The following is a 17157-nucleotide window of genomic DNA, read 5'->3' as shown; positions in this document are numbered from 1 at the left end:
AAGCCGGACCCGACAAAAACGATGGCACAGCGCAGACCCTTCAATTTACACCGCTGGCAGGCCGTACTGCTGCTGGCGGTATTCCTCGCGGTGCGCGGCCTGGTGCCCGCGGGCTTTATGCCCGCGCCGCTGGCCGGCGGCGCTCCCTACGGATACTGCCACGGCGACAGCCGCAGCGCGCTGCTACTCGAACTGCTCGCCCCGCGCCACAACGGCCATCACCATCCGGCCGGCCACCAGCACGACGCGCCCACGGCGCAGAGTTTTGCCGACAATCACTGCAGCTTTTCCACCGTCGCCACCGCGGCGGTCACCGGCACTGCGGAAGTTTTCGCGGGTATCGCGGGGATTTCCCCCTCCTTTGCCAATCCCACAAAAAATAGCGCTCAAAGGCACCGCTATTTTCTGCCGCCCGAGCGCGCCCCTCCCAATTTCCTGTATCTCTAGAAAGAAAAAACGTAACTACTCCCCCTGTAGGAGCGGCGGGGCGGCCATCCGACATGCCCGCGAACAGAGGCCGATCGCGGGCACCCAACGCACATTCCCTGCGAGTGAGCAGTTACGAAAAAACTTTTTAATTTGCGCACTGCAAAGCGTTTGCGGTGCGCGGAAATATTGCAGGAGAAAATCCGTGAAACAAATTAATTCCGTTCTGCTGGCCGCCACGGCCGGCCTCATCACGCAAACCGCTTTCGCCCACGGGGACAGGGCGCCGATCTTTCTACCCGAGGGCCACGCTCCCGCCGGGGTGATGGCCGATCACCTGCACGCGAAAGGTGAGTGGATGTTCGGCTACCGCGCCGTGCGCGACGAATATTCCGGGGTCTATCGCGGTTCGGACGAGGTGGACGCGGCGGACCTGGCCGCAGCCGGCTATTCGATGATGCCCGCCGGTATGACCATGGAAATGCATATGCTGGACATCATGTATGCGGTGTCCGACGACCTGACCCTGATGCTGATGCCCCAGACAATGTCCATGGAAATGGATATGGCGATGACCGGCGGCGGCCACGGCGATACGCACGGCGGCCACGAGATGGGCAGCCACAGGGGCCGGGTTTCCGGCACCGGCGACACGGTGGTAGGCGGACTCTTCCGCCTGGCGGACGCCGGCGCCCAGCGGCTGCACGCAACCCTGGCGGTGAGCGCGCCCACCGGTTCGGTGGACGAGAAAAATGCCGACGGCACCTTCGTCCACTACGGTATGCAGCTGGGCACCGGCACCTGGGACCTGCTGCCCTCCGTCACCTACACGGGCGCACGGGACAGACTGAGCTGGGGAGCCCAGCTCTCCGCGCGCCTGCCGATGGAGAGCGAAAACGATTCCGGCTTCGCCTTTGGCGAGCGCTACGGCGCCACTGCCTGGAGTGCCTACCGCGTGGCCGACTGGTTGAGCCTGTCGGCGCGATTGCAGTACTCAAAAGAGGGGGATATCGACGGTCACTACAAGGGTTCGCACAATCACTCGAGCCCGGCGGATCTGCAGGGCAATTACGGCGGTGAATTGCTGGACCTGGGGCTGGGCCTCAACCTGGTGGCGCAGGACGGCGCGCTGGACGGCGTACGCCTTGGGCTGGAGTGGGTGGGGGATATTTCCGCGCACTACAACGGCTACCAGTTGGCGCGGGAGAGTGGGGTGAATATGAGTCTTTCCTACGCTTTTAAATAACCTGGAAACCTGATCGCGGCCAGCGGCCGCTCCTACAAGGAGGAATTACTCTTGTAGGAGCGGTTGCACCTAGAAACGATAACTTAAATTGAGCGTCCACGTACGCAGGTGCCCCAGGTCAACTCCCGCCACCCGATCGATATCGTTGTAGTTGTACTCCAACGACGTATCCAGGTCGTCCGTCCAGTTGTAGCGGTAGCCGACCCCGGCGTTCCAGTAGCTCTGCTCGTCGTGGTCGTCCACCAGGAATACAAAGCCGTGCTGCTCCACAGTGTCCACGTCGAACTCGCCGTAGTTCCAGCCCGCCATCCAGTAGAGGCACTGCACGTCGCAGGCGAGACTGAAATCCACCTTGAAGTTGATGCCGTACTGGTCGACGGTAACACCGCTACCGTCGAAATGGGAGTAGCGCAGCTCCACCTGCCAAACTCCCACCGTGGGCGTGATGCCGATACTGGCGAGGCCGAAAAAATCCTGGTCGTTCTCGATCTGCAGATCGCCCTGCCCCGAACCAAGAGTGGTAATCACCCGGTATTCGCCGGCGCAGATACCTTCGATGGGGTTGTTCCACCCTATCGCGCCGGCTGTAGATGAGGTGAGAAAAGCGAGGACAAACAGGATTTTTTTCATCACAACCTTCCTTGGTGCAAACGATTTACCGATAGATATTCAGGGTTCGGCGCTGGGAGACGAGTGGGAATGTGCCACGTCGATAATGGCCCAGATGCCGCCGGCAAAAGCCGGGTTGTTGCGCAGGGTTTCTATATTGCCCGGCGTGGGCGGCGCCTTTCCAACGGCACGCACTTCTTCCAGGCGCTGCAAAATGGTTTCCGCCATTTTCTGCAGCGTGGCATCGAGGGTGTCGGCGTGGCAATGGCAATGGGGCAGGTCCGGCGCTATGGCGCCGAAGCCGGCGTATTCAATATTGTGAACCACAACCGGATAACGCATCGGACGTTACTCTTATTACATTAACGTACCAAGCGTAGACGGCTTTCAGTTTTCCGTGGCAAATTTGCGCGCGAAAAAACTCCGGGCCTGGGAGTTTTCCCAAAATAAAATTGCGCGCCTTTCCAAGGCCTTTGAAAAAATTTCCGCCTCAGCGGGGAATGCGGCCGAGCAGCGCGCGACGGGAGAAGATCATCTCCCGGTAGGTCTGCAGCAGGGAGATATCCAGGTCGGTCTCCGCACCCTGCAGCTCCTCCAGTTGCCGGTTCAGCCAGGTGATTTCCACTTCCAGCTGCTGGCGCAGCTTGCGGGTCTCGCTCTCGCTGATGTTGACGTGAGCGCTGCGGGGGCGGGTCATGGCTCTACCTCTACCAATACAGACAGCCGGGCGAACCTGGTCGCCCGAAAACTTGGCTTACAGTAAAGCTTAGTTGAAATTGGTTACTTTGTGAGCAATTCTCGCCAGGGAAACCCGGAGTCGCCGATGACATAGAAGTGGGGATTGAGCAGGGAATCCTTGGTGTTGTAGCGCAACAGCCGGAACTTGTCGTCCACCACCACGCCTCCCGCGGCCTCCACTACCGCCTGGGCCGCGGCGGTATCCCACTCGCAGGTGGGCGCCAGGCGCGGGTAGAGGTCCGCAGCGCCCTCGGCCACCAGGCACAGCTTGAGCGAACTGCCCATATTCTTGCAGGCCACACTGCCCAGATCGGATTCGATGCGTTCCACCAGACGGTCCACGGCGCCGGCGCCGTGGCTGCGGCTGGCCACCAGTTCCACCGGCTCGCCGGCCTCAAGGCGCGGCGCCAGGCTGCGCACGCGAATCGACTGTTCGGTCCCGGCGCTGCGTTTGAAGGCGCCGTTGTTTTTGCAGCCGGCGTAGGTGATATCCAGCACCGGTACGTGCACCACCCCCAGCACCGGCTCGCCGTCCTCGATCAGCGCCACGTTCACGGTGAACTCGCCGGTGCGGCGGATAAATTCCTTGGTGCCGTCCAGCGGGTCGACGATCCAGTAGCGCTTCCACTGTCGGCGCTCACTATAGGGCAGGGTTTCCTGTTCCTCGGAGAGCACCGGCACACCTTCGATCAGCGCCGCCAGCGCCGGCTCCAGCAACCGGTGGGCGGCCAGGTCTGCGGCGGTGACCGGGGAATCGTCCGCCTTGGTATCCACTTCCAGCTCGGCGCTGCTGTTGTACACCTCGAGGATCGCCTCGCCCGCGCGGGCGCAGATGTCGATCACCTGCTCCACCAATACCTTCATATCCAGCGCCTTGTCCATAATCACTCCTGCTTGTATGAGCGGGGCATTATACGCATCGGCTCCGGCGATCTCACCGGTAGCCGACAGTAGGGTGCGCCGTGCGCACCGGGGCTCGGCTCTGCAGTGGTGCGCGCGGCGCACCCTACGGCTCAACTTGAACAATTTTTCAGGCGGGAAAGAGGCCCTCGATAGACAGGTACCGCTCGCCGGTGTCGTAGCTGAATATCAGCACCCGGCTGCCGGCAGGGAGCTGGTCCTGGCGCTGTTTTACCGCCGCCAGGGTGGCGCCGGAGGAGATGCCGACGAAGATCCCCTCCCTCAGGGCACACTGTTGGGCCATCTCGAAGCTGTCCTCCTCGCTGACCAGGATAACGTCGTCGAGGACGTCGGTATTGAGGATCTTCGGTATAAAGCCCGCGCCGATTCCCTGCAGCCGGTGCAGGCCCTTCTCGCCGCCGGTGATCACCGGTGATTTCTCCGGCTCCACCGCGAAGGTCTTCAGTTTGGGGAAATGCTCTTTCAGCACTTCGCTGCAACCGGTGATATGGCCGCCGGTGCCGACGCCGGTGATCAGGTAGTCCAGCCCCTCGGGAAAATCCGCGAGGATTTCCTGTGCGGTCTTCTCCCGGTGCGCCTTGACGTTGGCGGGGTTGTTGAACTGCTGCGGCATCCAGCTGTTGGCGTTCTCCTCCAGCAGTTCCTGGGCCCGCTCGATGGCGCCGCCCATGCCGCGCTCCCTGGGGGTCAGCACGATTTCCGCACCCATCGCCTTCATGATCTTGCGCCGCTCCACCGACATGGATTCCGGCATGGTGAGAATCAGCCGGTAGCCGCGCACCGCGGCCACCATCGCCAGGCCGACGCCGGTGTTGCCGGAAGTGGGCTCGACAATCACTCCGCCGGGTTTGAGTTCGCCGCTGGCCTCCGCCTGCTCCACCATCGACAGTGCGATGCGGTCCTTGATACTGCTGCCGGGATTGAAGCGCTCCACCTTCATCCACACCTCGATATCCGGGCGAAACAGGTGATTGATGCGGACGTGGGGTGTGTTGCCGATGGTTTCGAGAATATTGGCTGCCTTCATGCGCGACGCTCTCCTGATTTGCCTGTCGAATATTCTTGCCAAATACTGCCCCACACAAATACAAGAAAAACGCGAGAAAAGCCATGACTGAGTCCCCCGCAACCGTCGCGAGTCCGCTGTCACGGTCCCTGTCGCGCCCGCTCCTGGCCTTCACGGCGTGTGCGGCGATTTATATGGTGCTCGATGCCTACGGCCTGCGCGGCCCCTGGATGGCGTCGATGAAAATTGTGCCCATCGCCATACTCGCGCTGCTCGCCCTGCGCAGCCTGGGAGGCTTCACCCGCACCCTGACCCTCTGCGCACTGACTTTCTCCGCGCTGGGAGACCTGTTGCTGGCCCTGGAGTTCTCCAATGGCTTTGTCTATGGCCTTGGCGCCTTCCTGCTCGCGCAGCTGATCTACGCCGGCAACTTCCTGCGCGCGGCGGACTTCCGCAGCCGGCGCACCGCGCTGCGCGGCGTACCGGTGCTGATCACCGCCCTGCTGCTGGCGCGAGTGCTGCTGCCGGCGGCGGAGGAACTGGCACCAGCAGTGCTGGTCTACCTGCTGGCGATCGTGATCATGGCCCTCTGCGCCGCCGCCCACCGGGGCGACTCTGCGCTGCTGTTCGCCGGCGCTGTCACCTTTATGGTTTCCGATACCCTGATCGCGCTGAATAAATTCGTGATCCCGCTGCCAATGGCCGGCACCGCGATCATGGTCACCTACTACGGGGCGCAGCTGGCGCTGCTGTACGGGCTGGCTCGCGCGCGGGCATAATGGGAATTCATAAGGGCGACAAGAACATGGCCTATGCTCTGCTCCATCGCCCTTAAACGAGAGGTAAACTGAATCCCATGCTCGACTGGCAAAACGTCGACACGGTGCTGTTGGATATGGACGGCACCCTGCTCGACCTGCACTACGATAACCACTTCTGGCTCACCCACCTGCCCAGGCGCTACGCGGAGATCCACGATATCCCGCTGGCACAGGCGGAAGAGCAGTTGGGCGCGCAGATCGATGCCCGCCGCGGCACCCTGGAGTGGTACTGCCTGAACTTCTGGTCCCGGGAACTGAAACTGGATATCGCCGCCATCCTGCGCGAGATTGAGGACCGCATTGCCCTGCGCCCGCAGACAGAATCCTTTCTCGAGGGGTTGCGCCGGTTGGACAAGCAGGTACAACTGGTCACCAACGCCCATCCGGCCGGCCTCGCCCACAAGCTGGAAATCACCGGCATAGACCGCTGGCTGGACGGCATCGTCTCCTCCCACGACCTGGGCCACGCCAAGGAGAGCGAACACTTCTGGCCGGCGCTGCGGGAACATATCGACTTCGAGCCCTCCCGCACCCTGTTCGTGGACGACAACGAGAGCGTACTAGCCGCCGCCCGCGCCTACGGCATCGGCCGGTTGCTGTGCATCCGCCAGCCGGACAGCCGCGGCCCCATGCGGGAGATCGCGGATTTCCCGGCGATTCACCAGTTCGATGAGATAATGACTATTTGAAACGAGCCGCGGCTAGTTCTCGCTGTAGGAGCGGCGGGGCGGCCATCCGCCATGCCCGCGACCGGCGGTGGTTGAATCCCGGATCGATCGCGGGCATGGCCCGCTCCTACAGGCGCAAACCCTTTCAATTGAGTAATCAAATTCACACCTCAATGGACAAAGTACGCATCGACAAGTGGCTCTGGGCCGCGCGCTTCTACAAGACCCGCAGCATCGCCAAGCAGGCCATCGAGGGCGGCAAGGTGCACGCCGACGGCCAGCGGATCAAAGCCAGCAAGGAGATCACCACCGGCATCACCCTGGGCATCCGCCAGGGATGGGATCTGGTGGAAGTGGAGGTGCTGGCCCTGTCCGACCAGCGCCGCGGCGCCGACGTCGCCCGCACCCTGTACCGGGAAACCGAAGCCAGTATCGCCAGGCGCGAGCAGGCTAGCGCCGAGCGACGGGCCGGCAACGCTGGCGTCCACAGCGAGCGCCCCAACAAGAAACAGCGCCGGCAGATTCACCGCTTCCTGCGCGAACAGGACTAGGGAATTTTCGCCCGCAGACAGACTCCTACAGGAGTACTGCACCAACTGCTACACTCGCCACACTAAGCAATAATTTCGCCGCCCATGATGAAACGACTAGCCCCCCTCGCCCTCCTGCTGCTGATATTCACCCAGCCCGCCGCCGCCGACAGCCGCGAACGGGAGCAGCTCAAGCGCTCCATTATCAAGATCTACACTACCGCCGCAGCGCCGGACTACTTCAATCCCTGGGCGCTGCTCAACGCCCAGCAACTGTCCGGCTCCGGCGCGGTGATCGATGGCAAGCGCATACTCACCAACGCGCATGTAATAGCCAACGGCAGCTTTATCCAGGTACAGCGCCACGGTGACGCGGAGAAATTCCGCGCCCGGGTGCAGTTCGTATCCCACGATGCGGACCTGGCCCTGCTCACCGTGGAGGACGACAGCTTCTTCGAGGGCACCCGCCCCCTGGCCATGGGCGAATTGCCGGACCTGCAGGAGGAAGTCACGGTGTATGGCTACCCCATCGGCGGCAAGTCCCTGTCCATCACCCGCGGCGTGCTCTCGCGGGTTGAGCACCAGTACTACGCCCACGCCGAGAGCTACCTGATGGCCGGGCAGATAGATGCCGCCATCAACCCCGGCAATAGCGGCGGACCGGTGATTTCCAACGGCCGTATCGTCGGCGTGGCCATGCAGACCAACCAGAGCCAGGGCGCCGAGAACCTGGGCTATTTCGTCCCCCCCAGCGTGATCCAGCATGTGCTCGAGGATGCCGAAGACGGCGTGCACCAGGGCTTCCCCGAACTGGGCGCGGTCACCCAGAGCATGGAGAGCCCGGCCATGAAGCAGGCTGCCGACCTCGACGACGGTCAGGAGGGCGCGCTGATCGTGAAGGTCTTCGAGGATTCGCCCGCAGCCCAGGTACTGCGCCCGGGCGACGTGCTGCTGGAGGTGGACGGCTACGCGGTGGCCGCGGACCGCACCGTGGAGTGGAGCGAAAACCAGCGCACCAACTACCACTACGCAGTGGATCAGTACCATGTGGGCGACAAACTGCCGGTGCGCTTCTCCCGCAACGGCGAGGTGCACAGCGCGAAGATCGAACTGGCGGCGGCGCCGCTGTCACGCTCGCTGGTATTGAGCGAACAGTACGACCAGCGTCCCCGCTATTACATCTACGGCGGCGTGGTGTTCGTGCCGCTGAACATGAACCTGATCAAGCGCTGGGGGAACAATTGGCACTCCAAGGCGCCTATCGATTATCTCCATGCGCGCAACCAGTGGGGGGACGCCCAACGCCGCGAACTGGTGGTGGCGCTGAAGGTGCTGCCGGCGGCGGTGAACCTGGGCTACCACGACTGGAAAAACTGGATTATCGATTCGGTCAACGGCTCGCCGGTGGCGGACTTCGAGGAATTCGCCCAGTTGATGGAAAGCAACGAACAGCCCTTCGTCGAGTTGCGCGACCAGGGCGGTTATCGCATGGTGCTGGACGCCGCCGCCGCGCGCGAGCAACAACCCTTCATACTGCAGACCTACCACATCCCCAACCGCCACTCACAGGGGCTGTTCAGCACCCTGGCGCAGGAGGAAGGTGGCGAGTGATCGGCGGCCGGTGATCAGAGGAGAAGAAGTCGTGATAAGAGCAGGGATTGGAATTATCGCATTGTCGCTGTCGGCCGCCGCAGCCACCGCCGAAGAGGTCTATCGCTGGGTCGATGAAGAGGGCAAGGTCCACTTCGGCGACCGCCCGCCGGTGCAAGCCGCGGCGAAGAATATCGAAGGCGAACTGCGCCCCATCAATAGCGCCGATGGCGGCACCGCGGGAAATGCCTCCCGACAGCAGGCCAAGCTGCAACAGGAGTACGAAAGCCGCCGACAGCGGGACGCGCAGCAGCGCCAGCAACAGATGGCCCGAGCCTGCCACAACGCACGCAGGCAACTGCGCATTCTCCAGGGTCGTGTAACCTTCGTGGGCGGGGACGGCAAAGAAGTGAAAATGACCGAGCGCGAGCGGCAGCGACAGGCGGAGCAGCTGAACCGGGAGATCAGCCGCGTTTGCGGGTGAAGCGGCACCCCCCTAAAATCCCGCGTTTTTTTGCCGAGGCAATCCGTTCATGTCAGATCAGCTGGAACGCTTTATCTTTTCCCGCCACGATATCCGCGGCCAGGTGGTAACTCTCACCAAAGCCTACCGCGCCGTACTGGAGAACAACCGGTTGCCGCAACCGGTCGCCCAACTGCTGGGGGAATTCCTCGCCGCCGCCTGCCTGCTCTCCACCACCCTCAAGTTCGAGGGCCTGCTGATATTGCAGGCCCGCGGCGAGGGCGACGTACCGCTGATCCTCGCCGAGTGCACCCACCACAGCGACCTGCGCGGTATCGCCCGCGTGGCCGAGGGCGCGGAGGTCGCCGGGGGCAGCACCCTGCGCGAGTTGATCGGCCGCCGGGGCGTGTTGTCGATCACCCTGGACCCCCGGAAAGGCGAGCGCTATCAGGGCATAGTGCCTCTGGAAAAGGACACCCTGGCGGAGTGCCTGGAGGACTACTTCACCCAGTCGGAGCAGCTGGCCACCCGCTTCTGGATCGAATCCAGCCCCGAAACCGTGGGCGGCATCATGCTGCAGGTGCTGCCGGGCAACAACGCCGCCGACGAGTCGGAAAATCACGACGCCTGGGAGACCGCCCAGCACCTTGCGGAAACTGTCACCGCGGAGGAAATGCACAGCCTGCCGCACGACCAGCTGCTGCACCGCCTGTTCCACCAGTTGGCGCCGGTGCATCTCGGCACCGCCAATATCCGCTTCAAATGCAGCTGCTCCCGCGAGCGCAGCGCCCGCGCACTGGTTGCCCTGGGGCCGGAGGAGGTCTACAAGCTGCTGGAAGAGCAGGGTGGAGAGATCGCCGCCGACTGCCAGTTCTGCAACAGGCAGTACCGCTTCGACCGGGAGGAGATAGAGGCCCTGTTCAACGCCCCGCCGCATACAGTGCACTGACGCCGACGAGCGGACAAACATTCATTAAATCTATACCATTAAAAATAGGAATAAATTTAACGGATAAAACAGCGCAAAATTTTCTCTGATAGCGCTAACAATGCTCATAAAATGACCAGACTTGCTATCCGGGTAATTTGAAGTTTGCCATAATGCGCCCCCGAATTTGCCCGGTCGCCGCTTTCTGCGCCGGCCCGACTATTTTCTTTAGATACAACTGACGGGTAATCGACGAATGGCACAGATCGACGACACGGCGCAGGTTTTCAGGAACCTGGCGCCAGCGCAATTGGTGGAACAGGCGCTGGCGCGCGGCGAGGGCAGACTCTCCGAAACCGGCGCGCTGGTGACGGAAACCGGCGCCCGCACCGGCCGCTCCCCGGCGGACCGCTTTATCGTGGAAGAGCCCTCCACTGCCGACAGCATCGACTGGGGCAGCGTCAACCGCCCCTTCCCGCAGGACAGGTTCGACGCCCTGTGGAAGCGGGTGGAAGAGTTCGTCGCCGGCGGCGACAGCTTCGTGCAATTGCTGCACGTGGGCCAGGACGAGGACCACTACCTGCCCGTCGTCGTGACCGCGCAGACCGCCTGGCACAGCCTGTTCGCGCACAACATGTTCATCCGCACCGACAAGTACAACCCCAAGGGCAAGGAGGAGTGGCGCATATTGCACGCGGCCAATTTCGTCTGCGAGCCGGAGCGCGACGGCACCAACTCCGACGGCTGCGTGATTATCAACTTCGCCGCGCGCAAGGTGCTGCTGGCGGGCATGCGCTACGCCGGAGAGATGAAAAAGGCCATGTTCTCCGTGCAGAATTTCCTGCTGCCGGAAAAAGACGTGATGTCGATGCACTGCGCCGCCAACGTGGGCAGAGACGGCGATACCTGCCTGTTCTTCGGCCTCTCCGGCACCGGCAAGACCACCCTGTCCGCCGACCCGGAGCGCTACCTGATCGGCGACGACGAGCACGGCTGGGCCAAGGGCGCGGTGTTCAATATCGAGGGCGGCTGCTACGCCAAGACCATCAACCTGAGCCGCGAGAACGAGCCGGTGATCTGGGATGCCATCCGCTTCGGCGCCATCGTCGAGAACGTGGTCACCGACGAGAGCGGCGTGCCGGACTACGACGACACCAGCCTGTCCGAAAACGGCCGCTGCTCCTATCCGCTGGAGCACGTGGAGATGCGCCAGCCGGAAAACCGCGCGGGCGAACCGAAGAACGTGATCTTCCTGACCTGCGACGTGTCCGGCGTACTGCCGCCGGTGTCCATCCTGTCCAAGGAGGCCGCCGCCTACCACTTCCTGTCCGGCTACACCGCCCGCGTGGGCTCCACCGAACTGGGCGCGGAGGCGGGCATCCACCCCACTTTCTCCACCTGCTTCGGGGCACCCTTTATGCCGCGTCCGCCGCGGGAGTACGCCGACCTGCTGATGAAACGCATCGAGGACTTCGGCTCCAGGGTCTACCTGGTCAACACCGGCTGGACCGGCGGCGCCGGTGGCTCTTCTCAAAACCAGGGCAAGCGCTTCCCGATCCCGGTGACCCGCGCGGTGGTCGCCGCCATCCAGAGCGGCGCGCTGGAAGATGCCGAGACCGAGCACCTGGATATCCTCAACCTGGATATCCCGCTGGAGGTGCCGGGCGTGGACAAGAACTTCCTGAACCCGCGCAGCGCCTGGGCCGACACCGCCGCCTACGACCAGCAGGCGCGCAAACTGGCCGGACTCTTCGCCGAGAACATCGAAAAGTTCCAGGTAAGTGACGGGGTCAGGGCCGCGGGTCCACAAGCTTACTAATAAGGCGGAAGGGAGAGGAGTATCCTTTCCTTCCGACCCGGTAGTAAGTCCTGGAACCCGGGAATCCCCAAACGGGACCCGGGTTCGCCCAACCGAACTCCCTCGGTGTTCCTGTCCGCCTTGACTTTCATATAACAGGTTGGCCGGCGACAGGCGCCGGCCCGGTTCGACCATGATCGACTCATCGCCCCTCTACGCCATTCCCGGCACCATGTGCGACCAGCAGCTGTGGCAGTTTCTGGGTCCGCAGTTGGAGCAGCCGCTCGTTCACATCCCGATTCCCAATGCGGACTCGGTGCCCGGCCTGGTGCGGGCGCTGTTGGCACAATTGCCCGACACGCCGGTGGATCTGCTGGGTTTTTCCCTGGGCGGTTATCTTGCCGCGGCCCTGGTAGTGGCGGCGCCGGACCGCTTCGCGCGGGTCATGGTCTGCGCCAACAGTTCCTGCGCCCTGCCCGCCGATGAAGTGAAGCAACGGCGCCAACTTTTGGCCTGGGTTCAACGTCAGGGGTACGGCGGCCTGAGCGACCGCAAGATCGCCCAGATGGTGGCGCCGGCCAATCTGGCCAATCACACCATCACCGGCTGCATGAAGGCCATGGACCAGCGTATGGGACAGGCCGTCCTGGTGTCCCAGTTGTCGGCCACCAGCGATCGGCGGGACCTGTACATGCCGCTGGCGGCGCTGGGCGCAAAGGTGACTTACTGCTACGGCGAGCTGGACCGGCTGGTGAACCGCGACTGGATGGCCGCCATCGGCCGCCACGCCCCCGTATGCGAGCTGCCCGGAGCGGGCCATATGTTGCCGCTGGAGGCCCCGGCGCTGCTGGCACGGGAAATCAATCACTGGCGGACCGCGTCCATCGCCCCCCAGACCTGAGCCCAGACCAGCCTCTAATTAACCCGGCAACCTATTTGGTTGCCGGGTTAATAGTAAAGCCGCCGCAGAGCAATCTGCGGCGGCTTTTTGTTGTTGGTAGCTATAGTGAGTGAAGAAATATCGCGATACACCGGGCTCATGCCACTACACCCATGCCACTACCAATCAACCCTATAACGCCGCTGCTCTCCCGCTTCCGCCGGCTGTCCCGGGGGGAGAAGACCAACTGGGGAGTACTGTTTGCGCTTATGGCGCTGCTGCTGTTTGTGCTCGTGGCCCTGTGGCTGTACGTCCACCTGAAATCCCTGGAAAGACCCTATTACGAACTCAAAGGCTACCGCGTGGCCGACCAGCGCAGCCTCAGGGCCTTCCTGCGCCGGGAGGAAAACCGCACGCAGCTGGCCCAGCTCGCGGACTTCCTCAAGCGCGCTGGAGTGGGCGACGTGACCCCGGCGGCAAACCTGCTGCGCCAGGGCCCCGACTGGCTGGATATCGAGGAACCGCCGTTTGCCCTTCCACCCCAGGACCAGTGGCGCAATATGGTTGCCACCCTGGCCATGGTACGCGACCGGGTGCAGCCGGCTGTGGGCCCGGTGGAGATCGTCTCCGCCTATCGCAGCGACAGCTACAACCACAAGGCCGGCGGTGCCAACGGGCGGGCACACCGAAGCTTTTGCGCCCTGGACCTGGTGCCCCAATCCAATATCAGCCGCAAGGAACTGGTAGAGGAGCTGCGCAGCCTGCACGCGCGCCTGGACCCCGAAAGTAATTTCGGCCTGGGAGTCTACAGCGATGTGCGCTTCCACGTGGACACCTGCGGCTACCGGAGCTGGTGAGTGATGGGTTCTCCTTATGGACATACATGAGAGGAAAGACGAAGAGTACGTCGACATCCATATCGAGCGCCGCCGGTTTATCTGGATCAGTGTACTGGTGCTTATCGGTCTGCTCACACTGGTGGTGCTCACCGTGAACAAAATTCGGGATCTGGCCGAACGCGTCGTCACCCCGGAGGAGTACAGACACATCCCGGATGTCTACGACATCCAGGGCTATCCCGCCGCCTCGGAAAAACTCTTCGAAGAATTCCTGGGCCGCGGCGACAACCGCTTGCGCTTCGCCTTGCTGGAAAAGTTTCTGCAGTTCCACAGGGTGGACAAGGTGGTGCCCCCCTACGAATTGCTGCGCCAGGGCAGCGACTGGCTGCTGGTAGGCGAGCCCCCCTTCGCCATTCCGCCCATGGAACAATGGGGGACCATGGTGGACACCCTGCGCGTGATACAGCGGGAAATCATTCCCCGCATCGGCCCGGTCGTGGTGCTCTCCGGCTGGCGCACCCCCCACTACAACGGCAAGGCCGGCGGCGCCAATGCCAGCAAGCACCTGCATTTCTGCGGCGTGGACCTGGTGCCCCAGCACAGATTCACCCGCAAACAGCTGCTGCCCATACTGCGCGATATCCATAAGAAATCCGGCAAGCAGTGGAACATGGGGCTGGGCATCTACAGCGGCATCCGCTTTCATGTGGACACCTGCGGCTACCGACGCTGGTAAAAACTGCGCCGATCTGCTTTCATTGGCCCGCAATTAAGCCCGCAGAACGCATTCAGCGCTTTGAAATAGCGTCGACACATAAAAACCACCGAGGGGAAACTCAAGTGCAGGAAAAGCTGGAACGGCGCTCGTTTTTATTTGCCTTGCTGCTGGTCACCCTGGCCTTCGCGCTGCTGCTCAAGCCATTCTTCACTCCGATATTCTGGGCCTGCGCCATCACCCTGATTTTTTATCCAGTCTACCGCCGACTGCTGAGGCGTTATCCAAACTGGCGCAATGCGATGGCGCTGCTCACCCTGTTGCTGTGCGTCGTAGCGGTGGTGATCCCGGTGCTGGCGGTGGCCAGCTCCTTTATCAACGAAGGGGTCAATCTGTACCAGAAAATTCAGAGTGGGGAGATAGACCTGTCCCAGCAACTGGAGAAGATGCACAGCGCCTTTCCCGGCATCAACCTCCTGCTGGAGCGGATCGGCATAGACCTGGACCAGTTGAAAGAGCGCCTGCTGAGCGGGGTGATGAGCGCCGGCGGGTTCCTGGCCAAAAACGCCCTCGCCCTGGGGCAGAACACCCTCAACTTTTTCATAATGCTGGGGCTGATGCTCTACCTCACTTTTTTCCTGCTCCGCGACGGCGACAAGCTGGTGGCCCTGCTGATCCGCGCCCTGCCCCTGGGGGATGAACGCGAACATCTGCTGCTGGCCAAGTTCGCCGAGGTCACCCGCGCCACCATCAAAGGCAACCTGGTGGTCGCAGTCACCCAGGGCACCCTGGGCGGACTGATCTTCTGGATCCTGGGGCTGCCGGCACCGCTGTTGTGGGGCGTAGTCATGACCCTGCTGTCGCTGCTGCCGGCAGTGGGCGCGGCGCTGATCTGGTTTCCCGCCGCCCTCTACCTCTATGCCACCGGCGAGCCGGTCAAGGCCACGGTGCTGATCGTCTACGGCATCACGGTGGTCGGGCTGGTGGACAATGTGCTGCGCCCCATCCTGGTCGGCCGCGACACCAAACTGCCGGACTATATCGTGCTCTTCTCCACCGTGGGCGGGCTGATGATGTTCGGCATCAGCGGCTTCGCCATAGGGCCGCTGCTGGCAGCGCTGTTTATGGCATTCTGGGAAATCTTTATCCGCGAATTCGTCAGCCCCTCCGACAGCACCCCATCGAGCACCGGTCCAGAACAAAGCGACGTTCCGGACCAGTAGCCCACCGGCACCAAAATCCAGCGAAACCGCCCGCAGCGAATCCAGGCTCCGGGCGGGAACCCCGTCGTGACTTGCAGGCAAAGAGCGCCCCGCCTCCACCCGCCATCCTCCTCCCCAGCTTTCTATCCGGTCCCCCGGTCTAAACTTAGGGACAGCAAAACACCTTGAGGGGAAGCTGTGCCAATGAGTGCAACCCAGCGAAAGCAGTACTTCATGCAGCACGAGCAAATGGACTTCGAAACCCAGGCCCTCCTCGGCGGCTGTTACTATGGCGCGGCGGACGCGGGAGAGATCCTCTCGACAATAGAACGCATTCCGTCCGGCGATTTTGAGCAATGGTATCGGGAGTGGCGTGCGCTCGCGGAGCGGATACAGAAAATTGCGGAAGACTGCGCCGCGACCGGCAACCCGGTGAGTGCGCGGCGGGCCTTTCTCCGTGCCGCCGGCTATTTCTCCGCTTCCGCCATTTTTATCGACGGCACCGCAGATCCGTCCCGAGGCGTACCCGCCTGGAAACGGCACCTGGACTGCTGGGAGCAGTTCTGCGCCGGACTGAGCCCGCCGGCGGAAAAAGTGTACATTCTCTACGAAGGGGCCTCGTTGCCCGGCTATTTCTTCCGCCCCGACAGCAGCGGCGGTCGCAGGGCTACGATTATTTTCAACAACGGCAGCGACGGCGCCACCAGTGCCATGTGGCAATTCGGAGTGGCGGCGGCGCTGGAGCGGGGCTACGCCGCGCTGGTGTTCGACGGCCCCGGCCAGAATGCGATGCTGTGGCTGCACGGCATACCCTTCCGCCACGACTGGGAAAAAGTCATCACGCCGGTGGTGGATTTCCTGGAAGAACGGCCGGACGTGGACCCGAGGCGGATCGCCCTCTCCGGTTTGAGCCAGGGAGGCTATTGGATACTGCGCGCGTTGGCATTCGAACACCGGATCGCCGCAGGTATTGCCGATCCGGGTGTGATGGATGTGTTCACGCCCTTTTTCCGCTATACACCGTCGGAAATGATCAAACTTCTCGACACGGAAAGGGAAAAAGATTTCAACGAGGCCATGGACACCGGACTCGAAGAGGAAGGCGCGGATTTGCGTCAAAACCTCCTCTGGCGAATGAAGCCCTACGGCGTGCAGAATTACTATCAACTGTACAGGGCGGTGCGCCAGTACAGCGTCCGCGACGTGATCGAGCGGATTCAGTGCCCGATGTTTGTCGCCGATCCGGAGGACGAACAGTTCTGGCCCGGGCAGCCTGAGGACGTCTACAACGCACTCACCTGCCCGAAAACCATCGCCAAATTCACCGCCGCGGAAGGCGCCAACTGGCACTGCGAGCCCAAGGCCCGCGGCCTCTACGACCAGCGCATGTTCGACTGGCTCTCGGGGGTGATGCCGGCGTGAGGGAAGTGACTGCGGTGAATGTGACTGTGCTGTTGCTGGCGGTCTGCTTCGTGTGGATGGGCGTTGCCCGGGAAAGCGGCCTGGCGACTTGAACTCCCGCCCGTCAAATTGACAATTTGTCCGGCGCCCCGTAGATTGCGCGCACGATATCAGGTGCCTGCTGCATGGCCCGTCTTTAATGGCGGTGTTATAGCTGAGTAGGTTAAACGGGAAGTCCGGAAATCCGGCGCTGCCCCCGCAACGGTGATCAGCCCTCCCACAAGGTGCTGTCAGCCCGATACCGGCCCGATATCAAACCGTGATGGAGCGGAGGGCTACCATCTGGCAATACGAATCACCGCGCCCGGCGTCCGCA

General features: G+C 62.6%; 19 protein-coding genes and 1 riboswitch. Of the genes, 14 read left to right on the top strand and 5 right to left on the bottom strand.

Features of this window, described 5'->3' with window-relative positions; translation table 11 throughout:
- Window positions 1-21 precede the first annotated feature (21 nt).
- Both PP263_RS17230 and PP263_RS17225 read left to right on the top strand, forming a co-directional pair.
- On the top strand, window positions 22-447 hold the full coding sequence (locus PP263_RS17230; protein WP_308365034.1) for a hypothetical protein: 426 nt from the start codon (window positions 22-24) through the stop codon (window positions 445-447).
- A 184-nt stretch (window positions 448-631) separates the two neighbouring features.
- Entirely contained in the window at window positions 632-1672 is a 1041-nt protein-coding gene (locus PP263_RS17225) for a hypothetical protein (protein ID WP_308365032.1), read from the top strand.
- A 69-nt stretch (window positions 1673-1741) separates the two neighbouring features.
- Here PP263_RS17225 and PP263_RS17220 read toward each other — a convergent pair whose 3' ends face one another.
- The 5 genes from PP263_RS17220 to cysK all read right to left on the bottom strand — a co-directional run bounded on the left by PP263_RS17220 (window position 1742) and on the right by cysK (window position 4967).
- A complete protein-coding gene (locus PP263_RS17220) occupies window positions 1742-2302 on the bottom strand; it encodes an outer membrane beta-barrel protein (RefSeq protein WP_308365030.1) in 561 nt (186 codons plus the stop codon).
- Between the two features lie 39 nt (window positions 2303-2341).
- A complete protein-coding gene (locus PP263_RS17215) occupies window positions 2342-2623 on the bottom strand; it encodes a type II toxin-antitoxin system HicB family antitoxin (protein ID WP_183458067.1) in 282 nt (93 codons plus the stop codon).
- Between the two features lie 148 nt (window positions 2624-2771).
- Window positions 2772-2978, bottom strand: a complete 207-nt coding sequence (locus tag PP263_RS17210) for a hypothetical protein (RefSeq protein ID WP_183458065.1) — start codon at window positions 2976-2978, stop codon at window positions 2772-2774.
- 83 nt (window positions 2979-3061) lie between these two features.
- A complete protein-coding gene (cysQ, locus tag PP263_RS17205) occupies window positions 3062-3901 on the bottom strand; it encodes a 3'(2'),5'-bisphosphate nucleotidase CysQ (protein WP_308365029.1) in 840 nt (279 codons plus the stop codon).
- Between the two features lie 148 nt (window positions 3902-4049).
- Window positions 4050-4967 (bottom strand): cysteine synthase A, encoded by a 918-nt coding sequence (gene cysK, locus PP263_RS17200; RefSeq protein ID WP_308365028.1) that lies wholly within the window; start codon window positions 4965-4967, stop codon window positions 4050-4052.
- Between the two features lie 83 nt (window positions 4968-5050).
- On the opposite strand from cysK, the gene PP263_RS17195 reads away from it, so the two are divergent.
- The 12 genes from PP263_RS17195 to PP263_RS17140 all read left to right on the top strand — a co-directional run bounded on the left by PP263_RS17195 (window position 5051) and on the right by PP263_RS17140 (window position 16802).
- On the top strand, window positions 5051-5725 hold the full coding sequence (locus PP263_RS17195) for a lysoplasmalogenase (RefSeq protein ID WP_308365025.1): 675 nt from the start codon (window positions 5051-5053) through the stop codon (window positions 5723-5725).
- Between the two features lie 77 nt (window positions 5726-5802).
- On the top strand, window positions 5803-6456 hold the full coding sequence (gene yrfG / locus PP263_RS17190) for a GMP/IMP nucleotidase (RefSeq protein ID WP_308365023.1): 654 nt from the start codon (window positions 5803-5805) through the stop codon (window positions 6454-6456).
- 152 nt (window positions 6457-6608) lie between these two features.
- Window positions 6609-6986, top strand: coding sequence for an RNA-binding S4 domain-containing protein (locus PP263_RS17185; RefSeq protein WP_183458055.1), 378 nt, complete (start codon window positions 6609-6611; stop codon window positions 6984-6986).
- Between the two features lie 84 nt (window positions 6987-7070).
- Window positions 7071-8576: a serine protease gene (locus PP263_RS17180; protein ID WP_308365022.1), complete on the top strand. Its 1506-nt coding sequence runs from the start codon at window positions 7071-7073 to the stop codon at window positions 8574-8576.
- Window positions 8577-8607: 31 nt separating this feature from the next.
- Window positions 8608-9039, top strand: a complete 432-nt coding sequence (locus PP263_RS17175) for a DUF4124 domain-containing protein (RefSeq protein WP_308365019.1) — start codon at window positions 8608-8610, stop codon at window positions 9037-9039.
- A 49-nt stretch (window positions 9040-9088) separates the two neighbouring features.
- Window positions 9089-9967: an Hsp33 family molecular chaperone HslO gene (hslO, locus tag PP263_RS17170; protein WP_308365018.1), complete on the top strand. Its 879-nt coding sequence runs from the start codon at window positions 9089-9091 to the stop codon at window positions 9965-9967.
- A gap of 235 nt (window positions 9968-10202) precedes the next feature.
- A complete protein-coding gene (locus PP263_RS17165) occupies window positions 10203-11765 on the top strand; it encodes a phosphoenolpyruvate carboxykinase (protein WP_308365017.1) in 1563 nt (520 codons plus the stop codon).
- A 172-nt stretch (window positions 11766-11937) separates the two neighbouring features.
- The gene (locus PP263_RS17160) at window positions 11938-12645 is read left to right on the top strand and encodes an alpha/beta hydrolase (protein WP_308365014.1); all 708 of its coding nucleotides are present in this window, start codon (window positions 11938-11940) and stop codon (window positions 12643-12645) included.
- Between the two features lie 152 nt (window positions 12646-12797).
- Window positions 12798-13481, top strand: a complete 684-nt coding sequence (locus tag PP263_RS17155) for a D-Ala-D-Ala carboxypeptidase family metallohydrolase (protein ID WP_308365013.1) — start codon at window positions 12798-12800, stop codon at window positions 13479-13481.
- Between the two features lie 16 nt (window positions 13482-13497).
- Complete coding sequence (locus tag PP263_RS17150) at window positions 13498-14199, top strand: D-Ala-D-Ala carboxypeptidase family metallohydrolase (RefSeq protein WP_308365012.1); 702 nt, start codon at window positions 13498-13500, stop codon at window positions 14197-14199.
- A gap of 104 nt (window positions 14200-14303) precedes the next feature.
- Window positions 14304-15401: an AI-2E family transporter gene (locus PP263_RS17145; RefSeq protein WP_308365009.1), complete on the top strand. Its 1098-nt coding sequence runs from the start codon at window positions 14304-14306 to the stop codon at window positions 15399-15401.
- Between the two features lie 183 nt (window positions 15402-15584).
- The gene (locus tag PP263_RS17140) at window positions 15585-16802 is read left to right on the top strand and encodes an alpha/beta fold hydrolase (RefSeq protein ID WP_308365007.1); all 1218 of its coding nucleotides are present in this window, start codon (window positions 15585-15587) and stop codon (window positions 16800-16802) included.
- A 149-nt stretch (window positions 16803-16951) separates the two neighbouring features.
- Window positions 16952-17098: riboswitch (cobalamin riboswitch) on the top strand.
- The last annotated feature ends 59 nt before the right edge of the window (window positions 17099-17157 follow it).

It is taken from the genome of Microbulbifer sp. TB1203, assembly GCF_030997045.1.
Classification (GTDB): domain Bacteria; phylum Pseudomonadota; class Gammaproteobacteria; order Pseudomonadales; family Cellvibrionaceae; genus Microbulbifer.
Note: the sequence above shows the minus strand (reverse complement) of the source record. Positions and strands in the feature narration are given on the sequence as shown.

Coding starts and splice junctions, on each gene's coding strand:
- PP263_RS17230 (WP_308365034.1), top strand. CDS start 22: ATGGCACAGCGCAGACCCTTCAATTTACACCGCTGGCAGGCCGTACTG.
- PP263_RS17220 (WP_308365030.1), bottom strand. CDS start 2,302: ATGAAAAAAATCCTGTTTGTCCTCGCTTTTCTCACCTCATCTACAGCC.
- PP263_RS17215 (WP_183458067.1), bottom strand. CDS start 2,623: ATGCGTTATCCGGTTGTGGTTCACAATATTGAATACGCCGGCTTCGGC.
- PP263_RS17210 (WP_183458065.1), bottom strand. CDS start 2,978: ATGACCCGCCCCCGCAGCGCTCACGTCAACATCAGCGAGAGCGAGACC.
- cysQ (WP_308365029.1), bottom strand. CDS start 3,901: ATGGACAAGGCGCTGGATATGAAGGTATTGGTGGAGCAGGTGATCGAC.
- cysK (WP_308365028.1), bottom strand. CDS start 4,967: ATGAAGGCAGCCAATATTCTCGAAACCATCGGCAACACACCCCACGTC.
- PP263_RS17195 (WP_308365025.1), top strand. CDS start 5,051: ATGACTGAGTCCCCCGCAACCGTCGCGAGTCCGCTGTCACGGTCCCTG.
- yrfG (WP_308365023.1), top strand. CDS start 5,803: ATGCTCGACTGGCAAAACGTCGACACGGTGCTGTTGGATATGGACGGC.
- PP263_RS17185 (WP_183458055.1), top strand. CDS start 6,609: ATGGACAAAGTACGCATCGACAAGTGGCTCTGGGCCGCGCGCTTCTAC.
- PP263_RS17180 (WP_308365022.1), top strand. CDS start 7,071: ATGATGAAACGACTAGCCCCCCTCGCCCTCCTGCTGCTGATATTCACC.
- hslO (WP_308365018.1), top strand. CDS start 9,089: ATGTCAGATCAGCTGGAACGCTTTATCTTTTCCCGCCACGATATCCGC.
- PP263_RS17165 (WP_308365017.1), top strand. CDS start 10,203: ATGGCACAGATCGACGACACGGCGCAGGTTTTCAGGAACCTGGCGCCA.
- PP263_RS17160 (WP_308365014.1), top strand. CDS start 11,938: ATGATCGACTCATCGCCCCTCTACGCCATTCCCGGCACCATGTGCGAC.
- PP263_RS17155 (WP_308365013.1), top strand. CDS start 12,798: ATGCCACTACCAATCAACCCTATAACGCCGCTGCTCTCCCGCTTCCGC.
- PP263_RS17150 (WP_308365012.1), top strand. CDS start 13,498: ATGGACATACATGAGAGGAAAGACGAAGAGTACGTCGACATCCATATC.
- PP263_RS17140 (WP_308365007.1), top strand. CDS start 15,585: ATGAGTGCAACCCAGCGAAAGCAGTACTTCATGCAGCACGAGCAAATG.